The organism is Alteromonas sp. ABV2_168 (assembly GCF_056161165.1).
This window is the reverse complement of the sequence record NZ_JBSWYQ010000005.1, coordinates 94,409-107,289: the sequence shown is the minus strand read 5'-3', so window position 1 is coordinate 107,289 and position 12,881 is coordinate 94,409. Positions and strand designations below refer to the sequence as shown.

General features: G+C 50.1%; 13 protein-coding genes. 7 read left to right on the top strand and 6 right to left on the bottom strand.

Features of this window, described 5'->3' with window-relative positions; translation table 11 throughout:
• The first annotated feature begins 12 nt into the window (after positions 1–12).
• The 3 genes from ACXAH4_RS09575 to ACXAH4_RS09565 are packed head-to-tail and all read left to right on the top strand — an operon-like array spanning position 13 to position 3,701.
• Complete coding sequence (locus tag ACXAH4_RS09575; protein WP_474851330.1) at positions 13–819, top strand: enoyl-CoA hydratase/isomerase family protein; 807 nt, start codon at positions 13–15, stop codon at positions 817–819.
• Positions 812–2,794: an acetyl/propionyl/methylcrotonyl-CoA carboxylase subunit alpha gene (locus ACXAH4_RS09570; protein ID WP_474881665.1), complete on the top strand. Its 1,983-nt coding sequence runs from the start codon at positions 812–814 to the stop codon at positions 2,792–2,794. Before ACXAH4_RS09575 ends, ACXAH4_RS09570 begins: the two co-directional genes overlap by 8 nt.
• Positions 2,784–3,701, top strand: coding sequence for a hydroxymethylglutaryl-CoA lyase (locus ACXAH4_RS09565; RefSeq protein WP_474881663.1), 918 nt, complete (start codon positions 2,784–2,786; stop codon positions 3,699–3,701). Before ACXAH4_RS09570 ends, ACXAH4_RS09565 begins: the two co-directional genes overlap by 11 nt.
• 1 nt (position 3,702) lies before the next feature.
• Here the strand turns inward: ACXAH4_RS09565 and ACXAH4_RS09560 are convergent, their stop codons facing one another.
• From ACXAH4_RS09560 to ACXAH4_RS09550, 3 genes are all read right to left on the bottom strand, one after another.
• Positions 3,703–4,911: an MFS transporter gene (locus ACXAH4_RS09560; RefSeq protein WP_474881662.1), complete on the bottom strand. Its 1,209-nt coding sequence runs from the start codon at positions 4,909–4,911 to the stop codon at positions 3,703–3,705.
• 79 nt (positions 4,912–4,990) lie between these two features.
• Positions 4,991–5,524, bottom strand: coding sequence for an SRPBCC family protein (locus ACXAH4_RS09555; protein WP_119501569.1), 534 nt, complete (start codon positions 5,522–5,524; stop codon positions 4,991–4,993).
• Positions 5,525–5,565: 41 nt separating this feature from the next.
• Positions 5,566–6,549: a nucleoside hydrolase gene (locus ACXAH4_RS09550; RefSeq protein WP_474844362.1), complete on the bottom strand. Its 984-nt coding sequence runs from the start codon at positions 6,547–6,549 to the stop codon at positions 5,566–5,568.
• 136 nt (positions 6,550–6,685) lie between these two features.
• On the opposite strand from ACXAH4_RS09550, the gene glgC reads away from it, so the two are divergent.
• Entirely contained in the window at positions 6,686–7,957 is a 1,272-nt protein-coding gene (gene glgC / locus ACXAH4_RS09545) for a glucose-1-phosphate adenylyltransferase (protein WP_119501571.1), read from the top strand.
• On the opposite strand, the gene ACXAH4_RS09540 is transcribed toward glgC, so the two are convergent.
• Entirely contained in the window at positions 7,954–8,745 is a 792-nt protein-coding gene (locus tag ACXAH4_RS09540) for an alpha/beta fold hydrolase (protein ID WP_474844363.1), read from the bottom strand. The genes glgC and ACXAH4_RS09540 overlap by 4 nt on opposite strands.
• Before the next feature lie 90 nt (positions 8,746–8,835).
• Between ACXAH4_RS09540 and ACXAH4_RS09535 the strand changes: the two genes are divergently transcribed.
• Positions 8,836–9,651, top strand: coding sequence for an acyl-CoA thioesterase (locus tag ACXAH4_RS09535; RefSeq protein ID WP_474844530.1), 816 nt, complete (start codon positions 8,836–8,838; stop codon positions 9,649–9,651).
• Positions 9,652–9,681: 30 nt separating this feature from the next.
• On the opposite strand, the gene ACXAH4_RS09530 is transcribed toward ACXAH4_RS09535, so the two are convergent.
• Positions 9,682–10,527, bottom strand: coding sequence for an HDOD domain-containing protein (locus ACXAH4_RS09530; RefSeq protein ID WP_119501574.1), 846 nt, complete (start codon positions 10,525–10,527; stop codon positions 9,682–9,684).
• A gap of 263 nt (positions 10,528–10,790) precedes the next feature.
• On the opposite strand from ACXAH4_RS09530, the gene ACXAH4_RS09525 reads away from it, so the two are divergent.
• Positions 10,791–12,044, top strand: coding sequence for a glycosyltransferase (locus tag ACXAH4_RS09525; protein WP_474881660.1), 1,254 nt, complete (start codon positions 10,791–10,793; stop codon positions 12,042–12,044).
• A 38-nt stretch (positions 12,045–12,082) separates the two neighbouring features.
• The gene (locus tag ACXAH4_RS09520) at positions 12,083–12,505 is read left to right on the top strand and encodes a hypothetical protein (RefSeq protein ID WP_474844365.1); all 423 of its coding nucleotides are present in this window, start codon (positions 12,083–12,085) and stop codon (positions 12,503–12,505) included.
• Here the strand turns inward: ACXAH4_RS09520 and ACXAH4_RS09515 are convergent.
• Complete coding sequence (locus tag ACXAH4_RS09515; RefSeq protein ID WP_474851320.1) at positions 12,498–12,881, bottom strand: SufE family protein; 384 nt, start codon at positions 12,879–12,881, stop codon at positions 12,498–12,500. The genes ACXAH4_RS09520 and ACXAH4_RS09515 overlap by 8 nt on opposite strands.

Here is a 12,881-nt window from a genome sequence, read left to right as displayed (position 1 = left end):
GGAGTCCGGATCATGGAACCTGTAACCGATTTCGTGACGTACCATATTGATGAGCGCGGCGTTGCCAGCATTACACTGAACCGGCCGGAAAAGCACAATGCGTTTGATGACACCATTATTGCAGCGTTATCTCATTACTTAGACACCGCCGCTCAGGACAATTACGTTCGTGTTTTGATCCTGCGGGCTGAAGGTAAATCTTTCAGTGCCGGTGCAGATGCCGGCTGGATGAAAAAAATGGCTGGTTATTCTGTAGAGGAAAATCAGCAGGATGCTTTCGCCCTTGCCAGTTTGCTTAACAAACTGAATACCTTACCAAAACCGGTTATTGCCAGAGTTCAGGGTGCAGCCTTCGGTGGCGCAGTAGGTCTGATTGCCTGTTGTGACATGGCCGTGGGTACCAAACTCAGCAAGTTTTGCTTAAGTGAGGTCCGGATTGGTCTTATACCTGCCACCATCAGCCCTTATGTCATTGAAGCGATGGGTGCCCGTGTGTGTCGCCGCTATTTCCAGACCGCAGAAGTATTTTCAGCCCGCCGTGCCAGACGACTGGGCCTGCTCAGTGAAGTGGTCACCGAAGACGAACTGGATGACACGGTAGAAACTCTCGTTTCTCAATTGCTTAAAAATGGTCCCGTGGCCATGGCCAGAGCAAAAGCGCTGGTGCGAAATGTGGCATTCCGTCCGGTAGACGAAAACCTGATGCAGGAAACCAGTCAGGAAATCGCGGATATCCGCGTATCTGATGAAGGCCAGGAAGGGTTAACCGCTTTTTTGGAGAAGCGCCCGGCGCAGTGGCAGGAGAGCAGTAATGATTAATAAACTTCTGATTGCGAATCGCGGTGAAATTGCCTGCCGTGTTATCCGCTCTGCTAAGAAACTTGGTATAGCAACGGTGGCGGTTTATTCCTCTGCCGACGAAAACGCCATGCATGTTGCGATGGCTGATGAAGCGGTAAAAATAGGCGAAGCCCCGTCAAAAGACAGTTACCTTCGTGGCGATGTCATCATTGCTACTGCACTGAAAACCGGTGCAGATGCCATCCATCCCGGTTACGGCTTTTTATCTGAAAACGCAGCATTTGCCGAAAGCTGCCGTGCCAACAATATTATTTTCGTTGGTCCGCCGCCTGAGGCCATCCGTGCGATGGGTTCAAAATCAGCGGCCAAATCCATTATGGAAAAAGCCGGTGTTCCGCTTGTCCCGGGCTATCACGGTGATGACCAGGCGGATGCAGTATTACTTCAGGCTGCCAGAGAAATGGGCTATCCGGTATTATTGAAAGCCGCAGCCGGTGGTGGCGGTAAGGGCATGCGCCAGGTCTGGAAAGATGAAGAATTCGCTGACGCTCTGAGTGCTGCCAGACGGGAGGCTATGGCCAGCTTCAGTGACGATATTATGCTGGTGGAAAAATACCTCACCCGTCCCCGTCATGTGGAGTTCCAGGTGTTTTGCGATCAGCACGGCAATGGTGTTTACCTGTTTGAGCGTGACTGTTCCTTACAGCGCCGTCATCAGAAAATCATTGAAGAAGCCCCCGCTCCCGGCATGACGGAAGCACTTCGCACTCAGATGGGTGAAGCGGCACTGCAGGCAGCCAGAGCCATTGCCTATGAAGGTGCCGGCACAGTGGAGTTTCTCCTTGATGAAGATGACAGTTTTTATTTCATGGAGATGAACACCCGTTTGCAGGTTGAACATCCTGTGACGGAAATGATCACCGGTGAAGACCTGGTAGAGTGGCAAATCAAGGTCGCACAGGGTGAAGTACTGCCGAAAAAACAGCAAGCACTTACGATAAACGGCCATGCTTTTGAGGCCCGTCTCTACGCTGAAGATCCGGATAACGGCTTTTTACCGGAAACCGGCATCCTCAAAGATCATACTCCGCCGCAACCCTCCCGTTATGTCAGGGTGGATACCGGTGTCCGGTGCGGTGATGAAGTCTCCGTGTTTTACGACCCGATGATCGCAAAACTGATTGTATGGGATGAAAACCGGGAACGGGCACTCAGACGCCTGGCGACAGCCTTACGGCAATATCATATTGCCGGAGTGACCACCAATGTGGATTATCTGCACAGGCTGGCCACTCACCCTGAGTTTATCGCAGCCAACTTAACAACTACTTTCATCGACAAACACACAGCATCGTTGCGGCAAAGCAAAAAAGTCAGTGACGAACAATTGGCTATGATGGCACTGATCTGCGTGTTGCCACGGGAAGAGACCTCCGTTATATCTCCATGGGAAACAACCTTATCATGGCGGATGAACGGAACCTGTCAGAAAACACTGCAACTGGCTGTTGCCGGAACTGACAATTTCACGGTAGACATCCGCTGGCCTGAACAGGCAAACGACGACTGGCTGATTAACATTGATGGCAACGCATTGCGTGCAAACGGTAAATGGCAGAATGACGCGATACAGTTAAACATTAACGATCTTTTACAAACCATCCGCGTTTCAGAGAACGGTGAAACCCGCACTATTTTCACGCAACAAGGCAGCCTGACTTTTAATGAAATCAAACCGGATACGGGCTCTGATGAAGGAAGCGGCACAGAAAACACCTTCACTGCACCGATGAACGGCACGATTGTCGCCTGCCCTGTTGAAGCCGGCACCAAAGTAAAAAAAGATACCGTTCTGGTCATCATGGAAGCAATGAAAATGGAGCACAGTATCAAAGCGCCCTGCGATGGTACGCTGGCATCTCTTTTCTGCTCTCCGGGCACCATGATTAACGGCGGCAGTGTCTTGCTGGAGTTTACGCCTGATGAAGAATGAACTCCCCCGCAAAGTAACGCTGGTTGAGGTGGGGATAAGAGACGGACTGCAAAATGAGTCCGCACCGGTGACCACTGAACAGAAAATAGCATTGCTTGGTATGCTCACTGAGGCCGGATTGACACGCCTTGAAGCAGGCAGCTTTGTTTCCCCACGCTGGGTACCGCAAATGGCAGACACCGCCGCGGTGTTTGCCGGACTGCCTGAAGTTAACGGCGTCACCTACAGTGCGCTGACACCCAACGAAAAGGGGCTGGATGGGGCGCTGGCGGCAAATGTAAAAGAAGTAGCTGTTTTTGGTTCAGCATCAGAATCCTTCTCACAAAAAAACATCAACTGTAGCATTGATGAAAGTCTTGCCAGATTTGAACCGGTTGTCAGCAAAGCGAAGGCAAAGGGGTTAAAAGTCAGGGGCTATGTATCCTGTGTACTGGGTTGTCCCTATGAAGGGTACATTGCCCCTGCTGCTGCAGCTCGGCTGGCTTCAGCACTCATCGCAATGGGATGTGATGAGATATCCCTTGGCGATACCATCGGAACCGGTACGCCGCTGGCAACAGCAGCAATGCTGGAAGCAGTTAAAGAGGTAGTACCACTGCCACAACTGGCAGTGCATTTTCATGACACCTACGGACAGGCTCTGGCAAACATACTTGTGGCTCTGCAGCAGGGTGTCAGTATCATTGACAGTGCCGTTGCGGGGCTGGGGGGATGTCCCTATGCCAAAGGCGCCAGCGGCAATGTTGCTACAGAAGACGTACTGTATATGCTCAATGGCATGGGCATTGATACCGGCGTCGATATGACCGCATTGCTGAAAGCAAGTCGCGCTGTAAGCCTTATCGTCAACAGAAAAGCACAAAGCAAAGTTGCAGCAGCACTACATTCTGAAGTGCCGGAACTATGACTCAGTCCGGCGCTTTTTCCTGCGGTAAAATCAGTGTCGTCACTACACCGGCAATCAGAAAACCGGCCATGATGTAAACGACACTGAAAGGCAAGACCTCTCCCAGTGCAGCATATGCGGCCCCGAATAACAGCAAAATAATACCAATCGCGGTATTCGAGAAGGCCACCAGTTCCGTGCGTTGCTGCCCCTCCTTCACATCCAGACTGTAGGTTTTCCGGCCTGTACGCACACCGGTGTGGGCAATGGATAGCAAAAAAAATAGGCCGGCTGGCCACCACAGACTGTCAATGCTGAACATGAGCAGACCAGCACAGGCAAGGACAGCCAGTATTCCTGCCAGTTGAAGGGTGAGTTTGGCACTTTTATCTGCCACCCTGCCCCAAACCAGCGAGGACAGCATGGTTGCAGCAGCCTGAGCAGCCAGATAAATCGGTAACAGCGACTGACTGTCAGCATCGCCTTCCAGCATAAAAAACGGCGCGACTAACGCTGAATGTACAAAGAGGCCTCTGACTGCGATGAAACGGTACACCACACTATCAAACTGAGAAAAAGAAAAACCGGAGCTGTCCTGTTGATTGTTTTCGACACTGACCCGGGTTTTCACCGGCAACAGAATGAACAACGCTGCGACAAACCCGGCAAGAGCCAGTGCAATAATCACCAGAACAACGGTTTGTCCCAGTGCTGATTTGAAATAAATTAGCGGTACAGCAAGACAAAGTGTCAGTACACCTGACACAGTGGAAGCTATCCCCAGTAAATCGCCCCGCTCTCCTTTATCAGCGACGTCCGCCTGGATGTCTTTCATGGTCGGTGAGCAGGCAGCCCGTCCAAGGCTCAACAGTATCAGGCTGCCCAGTACCACCGAACCGGCCACGACGCCTTCGAGATACAGCGCACTGAGTAGCATTGCGGTCACAGAAAGCGCCTGCACGATCATGCCGGCACGCCATACCTGATGCCTTGCAGGATAACGCCGCAGTAAAACACCGATAAATGCCTGTGGAAGTAAAGCACCGGATTCTCTCGCAGGTACCAGCCAGCTAATCATCCATACAGGCGCAGACAATGACAAAAGTAATGCAGGCAGCGTTGTTTTAGCGGATATCAGCAAATCCGCCAGTTTGTTAGCAGCCAGTGAGGCGATGACGAGGATTTTATTTTTCGGGTACAACGCAGTAAGACTCCGTGGCGGTCGTAACATTCACTATATCGCATGTAATGACCGCCATGAACACCATTCTTCCGGTTATCGGATCAGTTTATATACTCAGGTTTCCGGACTAACTCTGATTTTCCACAACGGTTTTCAGGTTTTCGAGCCCCAGTTCAAAGTCAGGTCCGATCATGCCATCCATCATCAATCCCATATACCTGTTTACCGGGTTCATGCCCATATCCCCGCTGTCGCTCCAGGTAACCAGCGTGCCTCCTTCAACAGACTCCAGTGTAAATTCACCGGTCGACCCCATTTCGTAATCAGGAAAATAGAGCCGGTAGGTCATCACGCGGTTATGTTGCAAACCGGTAATCTCCATCTCACCGTCGCCCTGAGTTTCACTGAGCCAGGCCGTTTGCATGCCGATGGCCCGGTCAGGGCCGCTGAACGAAACCTGCATCGCAGGGTCACGCATAAACCACACTGCCCACTGGGGCCATGCCTTTAAATTAACCACATTGGGATAAATGTCTTCAGCCGCGGCATTGATCATGATTTTGCGTTCGACATGATAATCTGAAGGTAACAGAAACCCGATGCCTGTCAGCACGAAAATGAGCACTATTATTGTCACCAGCGTTTTTTTCAGCCACGCCATTTTGAATCTCCGTGTTGATATTCACTCAAAATATATAACACTTAATTAACATTTGCAGCAGGAAATGTGTCAAACGTCCCGGAAAATTGCTGAACGACATATTTTCTGACGGCATCTGCGTCAACCCGGTCAATCCAGTTTACTTTGTGCCCTTCACTTTCTTCACATCTGAAAATGCGCCCTGCATCAGGGGTCGATACAGATGCGTTAACATACCCTGACGTCTTTGAAAAAGCCGTTTTTGGTAATCCGGCGATGGACGTCGCCAGTATGTCCCACAAGAAATAGGTAAATTCGTAAGATGGGATTGCAGTGACCGTTGCGGCCCAGAACTGCCCGGCCAGATCCGCCACCGGGGTGCGTGATTGCGCAAGCTGGACCAGGAACGCCCGGTCAACCGGGAGCGCATTGGTGGCGTCCAGAGGAACCAGACACACATTAACGCCACTTTGAATTAACGTACGGGTGGCACAGGGATCCCAGTAAGCATTCCATTCTGCGGTACCATTGTGGTCGTGCATTGCCACATTTCCTTTCACATCAATGGCACCACCCATCCAAATCACTTCTTTGACAGCGGATTGTAAAGCTGGCTGGCGAGACAAAACTGCAGATAAGTTCGTACACGGCCCTGTCATCAGCACCGTTACCGGTGATTCTGCCTGCTTTAACGTTTCCTCAATCCAGATATCAGCCGCGACAGATTGCACATTATCTGTGATTTCCTGTGTCCGCAGCATTTCCGGCATGCTGTGACAAACCCTCGGTTGAGCCCGCCATTCAGGAGGAAACGGATTTGGCCCCGGGATGTTGCCGGTGGCTACCGGCACATGCCCGTTACCGGTAAGCGTTAAAATTTTTAAGGTACTTAACAGTGCATCATCCGGATAGCAATCTGCTGGGGTAATCGTCACACCCAACAGATCCACATGGTCCATTGTCAGTAAAAGCATCAGAGATAATAAATCGTCGATACCGCCGTCGTGATCGAAAATCACCGGGGTTCTGGTTAATTTAGCCGGCATAAAAATCCTTATCTGGCGTTAAGTTTTATCTTGTGTAATATGGAGTTAATAATTTGTGACAGTGTTGTCCAAATGTTACTTTTTGCTTTTGTCTTTCAGGCACAGCCGTAACGTGCTGATAAAATGGAGAACCAACATGGCTGATAACAGTTCACGCTATATCAGTAATTTGACCCGGGACACTTACGCGCTGATTCTTGCCGGCGGCAAGGGGTCAAGACTGCATGAACTGACTACCTGGCGGGCAAAACCTGCCCTTTATTTTGGCGGCAAATTTCGCATTATCGATTTTCCGTTATCTAATTGTGTTAATTCCGGTATCCGCCGGATTGGTGTGGTAACGCAGTACAAATCCCACTCACTCATCCGCCACCTGGTGCGGGGCTGGGGACACTTTAAAAAAGAACTTGGCGAATCCGTCGAGATTCTACCAGCATCCCAGCGGTTTTCCGATAGCTGGTATGAAGGGACTGCAGATGCAGTTTTCCAGAACATCGATATTATCCGCGATGAGTTACCCAAATATGTGATGATCCTTTCCGGAGACCATATTTATCGTATGGACTACGGCCCGATGATTGCCCGCCACGTTGAAAGCGGCGCAAAAATGACGGTGTCCTGTATGTCGGTACCGGTTCAGGAAGCTGCCGGGGCATTTGGCGTTATGTCGGTTGACGAAAATATGCGTATTCTGGGCTTTGAAGAAAAACCTGAACACCCTACTCCTCTGCCCGGTGACAGCACTCGCTGTCTGGCATCTATGGGTAATTATATTTTCGATACAGAGTTTTTGTTCGAGCAATTGCGTCGTGATGCTGAAAAACAAGGCTCTCAACGTGATTTCGGTAAAGACATTATCCCTTCTATCATTAAAGACCATACGGTAATTGCCTACCCGTTTGAAACATCCGGTGATGAGCAGGCTTACTGGCGCGATGTGGGTACTATTGACTCTTTCTGGGAAGCCAACATGGAAATGGTTGCGCCGGTGCCGCAACTGAATCTGTACGATCGTTTATGGCCAATCTGGACGTACCAGGAGCAATTGCCCCCTGCGAAATTCGTCTGGGATGAAGACGGCAGACGGGGTGAAGCCATTAATTCCGTCGTGTCAGGCGGTTGTATTATTTCCGGTTCAACGCTGCGCAGAAGTCTGTGCTTCTCAAATGTCAGGTTGCACTCTTACAGCACCATTGAAGAAGCGGTGATCCTGCCTGATGTTGAAGTTATGCGTAACTGCCGGCTGAAGAAAGTCGTCATTGACCGGGGTTGTGTGGTGCCCGAAGGCACTGTTATCGGCTACGACCATGAGGCAGACCGCGCCCGGGGTTTCCGTGTGTCTGATAAAGGTGTTGTACTGGTAACCCGCGAAATGCTGGGCATGCCTGTTGGTGGTTTAGGGGGTTAGCCCGCCTGCCAGCGCTGAATCGTGGTTGTAATGATTTCAGCGACTTTTTCCGGTTGTTCGAGGGGGAACATATGACCACCATCGAACATCCGGAATTCCAGAGCATTGTCTTTAACGAATCTGGCTCTGTCTGACGGTTTTGCCACATCCGATCCGGAACCGGCAACCATCAGCCCCGGGCACTGCAATTTGCCTGAAAATTGGTGCAGATTATGGGGAAAATGACGGAAGATCTCGGCTTCTACCTGTCTGTCAAAAGTCAGTCTGCGGTTTTCTCCGTCCTTCACCGTGCCGGCGGCCACATAATCCCGGATACAGCGTTTATCCATATTTCTGAACAGAGCTTTACCGGCAAAGTATCCTTCCAGATCATCATCCTTATGCCAGTGCGTCCGGCGAATTTTCGCAAGCCGTGACGGCGTGATTCTGTCCATCAATTTAAGTTTCTTCGCCCCGCGCACCAGCCATTGTTTAGCCCCGTACACCATCGGGGGATCCAGCATAATTACCCCCTTTACTCTTTGCGGATAACGGCATGCGGTCATATAAGACAGCATAGCCCCGAATGAATGACCGGCAAGCCAGACAGGCCGGAATTGCTCCTGCGAATCCAGATACCAGACAAGTTCATCAACCTGTTTTTGCCAGTTACCGGCTACAGGAAATTCTGGCTTGTGGCCAAACAGAGGATTTGCCAGCACGTTCCAGTCTGCCGGTAAAGCTGAAAACAGGGTATTGTATGTTGCTGCCGGGAACCCGTTTGCATGGGCAAAATGAATTGTTGTCATAAGTCGTCCGGACTCTTCATGAAACCGTTAAATTGGCGAAGTGTAAAAACTCTGCTAGGATACAACAAAACTCATCCGACCAGAAGAATTATGCACGTAGATGAATTACTTGCTGTACCGGGAATGTCTGCTATCGCCGAAAATCAATGGCAGAGTGAACCATTAATCATACCAAAGGACTGGGCTCAGGGCCGCACTGCATTTGGCGGCATCTCTGCCGGCATGGCCTATCAGGCCATTTCAACACAGGTTCATGATGACCGTGTTTTACGCTCTTACACCACTAACTTTGTCGGCCCTTTATTACTTAACGAGCCCTTTACTATTCTGGTCACCTGCCTGCGTACCGGTAAAAACGTATCCCAGTATACGGGTCAGATTATACAAAACGGTCAGACATGTGTGTTTGTACAGGCATGCTTCGGCATGGCACGGACCTCAAAGATTCGGGTAGACAATGTTGAAACCCACGAAATGCCCTGGCCACAAAAGGCAAAATTTATCCCGCAAATACCTAAGGTCACGCCTAAATTTTTCCAGCATTTTGATTTGGCTATCGACGATGGCGGCATGCCTTTTACAGGAAAATCAGGCAGCCATTACCACGGTTTCATGCGTTTTAAGAAAGCGCCTCAAAGCATCAGTGATGCACATTTGATCACTATGATCGATGCCTGGCCTCCTACTTTACTGCAGATGCTGCGATGGCCTGCACCGGCAAGTACTGTGAGCTGGAATCTTGAATTTATTCACCCTCATCACGAGGTCAGTGGTACAGACTGGTTTGCTTATAAGGTACATACCCGTCAGGCTGCAGACGGATACGGTCACACAGAAGCGACCATCTGGAACAGTCATAATGATGTTGTTGCCCTTAGCAGGCAAACGGTGGCGGTATTTGATTAGCAGAAGGCGGCCGCCGGTGGAAACCGGCGGTCAGTACAGAATAAATGAGTTCGGATTAAACAGTGACATTACACTGATACACTGCAGGTTTGTGATATCCAGCGCATCTTCCAGGTCTTCCCGCTTCAACGCCAGTCTGTCGTGCAGCTCCGGCGAAAGGTTGTGATAGCTCGGATACACCTCAGGATTTACGTTATCCAGAGCCAGCACGTAACTGAGTTGCAGAATAAGGGTATCGGAATCGTCCACTCCGCTGTCGACGTCGTGGATCAACGATACCGGACGATAGATTGATTCAGGGATCCCCCAGCACTGCACCAGTGCAGACGACAATTCAGCATAGGTAAAGCCGAGAATGGCTTTTTGCAATTCAGCGGGACTGACTCTGGCATTGAAAGCCAGGCATCGTTTCGCTTCCTGAGGCATCTCTGATGCTATCACCAGCTCTCCGATGTTATGCAGCAAACCGCACACAAACAGTTTCTCAGGTTCGCGGATACGTTTGTTTTCAGCAAAATATTTTGCCAGCAAGCCGCAACTGACACTCTGCTCCCAGAATTTGTCCAGATCGATAACTTTGGCGTTGATATCACTAAATGCGTGGGTAATACCGTAAGCTAGCGCAAGGTCGTAGGCTGATCGTGTTCCGATGACTTGCAGTGCACGGCTGATGGTTTCAATTTTATTGGGGAAGCGGTACAGCGCACTGTTAGCGACTTTCAGCATTTGGCTGGTAAGCCCCGGGTCAAAAGCAATGATTTCAGCAATATCATCAATGCTGGCTGCGTTGTCATCCATACACTCTTTTAACCGGGTCACTGCATCAGGCAGTACAAACACCCCACTCGCTTTTTCTGCAATATCTTGTGCATTCATCACAACAATACTCCGGCAATATCCTGTAGACCTTGTTCAGCAGGCGTTCCTTTTTTCAGCTCGCTGTTTACATGTATAGGCCAGGAAATCGTAACATGCCACACTTTTTCAGTTTAAGGCCTTAAATAATACGGGCCCGGGAATTATTTGAAGTTTAACGTAAAGGTATAAGAGAGACGACGTATGACCAGATACATAAGTCTTAAAATGCATACCCTGCCCCGAGTCTGGTAACATACCGTCTTTTGATAGCGGAACACCTTGTGAGCACTGCGTTTTCATCTTCCCGGCCTGTGGCTGTGATTATCGGTTTTGTGTGGCCTGAGCCTGACTCTTCAGCAGCGGGACAGAACATGATGGGTATTATCACCGGCTTCCTGAGTGATGGCTGGCGGGTAGTATTTATGACTGCCGCCAATGCGTCTGAGCATTGCGCCGATTTGGATTTAGACGGGTTGACGACAGAAAGTGTGGCACTGAATTGCAGCAGTTTCGATGAGCGTATTGCCGCTATTTCGCCGGATGTGGTGGTGTTCGACCGCTTTATGACTGAAGAGCAGTTCAGTGCAAGAGTGCGCGGCGCTTGCCCGGACGCAATGCACATTTTAAATACGGAAGACTTGCACAGCCTCAGACATCAGCGTCACGAGCAGGTTAAAAGCGGCAACAAATCAGACAATTTTCCCGGCACATTCAATGATATGACTATCAGGGAAGTGGCCGCCATTCTGCGCAGTGATCTGACGCTGATCATTTCTGACCAGGAGTTGAACTGGCTGCAAAGCAATTTCCCGATCCCCCGGGAGCAATTGCTGCACCTGCCGCTGCTTACGACCGGGTGCCGGACACCTCTGCCAGACTTCCATGCCCGCTCAGATTTTGTTTTTATCGGTAATTTCCGGCATGCCCCGAACTGGGATGCGGTACTTCAGCTACAACAGATCTGGCCGGCTGTCAGAAAGCGCCTGCCGGGCATTAACCTGAATATATACGGCGCGTATCCTCCTAAGAAGGCAATGGCTTTACATAATCCGGCCAGAGGATTTCACGTCAGGGGATGGGCTGAGAATGCAGATGAAACCATTGCATCTCACCGGATAATGCTGGCCCCCGTAAGATTTGGCGCGGGCGTAAAAGGAAAACTGGTGAAAGCCATGCAATGCGGTACGCCCTCTGTAACCACAACAACCGGTGCAGAAGGGATTGGTGAGCAGAAAACCTGGCCCGGTATGGTTACACATACCAACGAAGACTTTGTTGAATCTGCTGTCACACTATATACTGATGAAAATCTATGGTTAAAAGCGTCAGAAGATGGCAAACGTTTTGCGGCCAGTCATTTTGACTCAGTAAAACACCAGCGAATGCTCCTTGATGAAGTTGATGACCGTCGCAACCGCCTTCACGCCGATCGTCGGCAGTGGTTTTTGCAGGCAATGGTATGGCACCAGTCACTGCGGGCTTCACAATTTATGTCACAATGGATAGAGGCAAAAAATAAACATCACGGACAATAGTTGCTATGCTTAACTTGTCAGCCTCTCAGGAAAGATGAATGAAAACACTGATAAGCACCTTACTACTTATCCTGTTGTCCTGCTCTGCCAGTGCACAGGAAGATGACAATGTATATTTTTGTCAGGGAGTGGCTGAAGCTGTCAGTTCCATCCAGTACGGACGGGCGTACGGTTTAAAAGATGAAGCCAACGACGCAGTGAAATATATTGCCAGCTTGTCTGCTGAGGCTGAATACGACTTATTGCCTTACATTGATGCATTTATCCGTTCCTCTTCACCGTTACCTTCCGCATGGACGGAAATTCTGTTCACACATGCCTGTGTATATAGTTATGTAGATGACACTGAACAGGTAAAACGCATTTCGCGGCAACTGCCCTTTCAGTGCGATGTTAACGAGCCGGATATTGATTGTTTTAACGGCGTGTTAGAACGCATCCGGGACAATCGTGTCATTTAAGATCAGCAAGCGCGGCAATGACATAGCGCAAACCACTGGTGCGTGACTCACTGAGATAGCGTTCAAGACCTGCCTGCTGCAAGAATTCCTGCCATTCAGCAACGGTCAGCGGCCCGCTTAAAGCAGCTTTTTCAAGCATTACCGCCAACAAGCCTCTTATCACCTTCGAATCAGACCACGCCAGAAATGGCGAGGCGCCGTCTTCAGTATTTACGTCCAGCCACACATTACTCTGACAACCGGCAATTTTGTTGCCGGCAGAGCGTAAAGATTCAGGCAACACCGGTAAATGCTTGCCTGCCAGCATAATGTGGCGCATAACATTATCCCAACCACGGGCCTCACTGACCCCGACGGCAAGCGGCGGCAGGGTCAT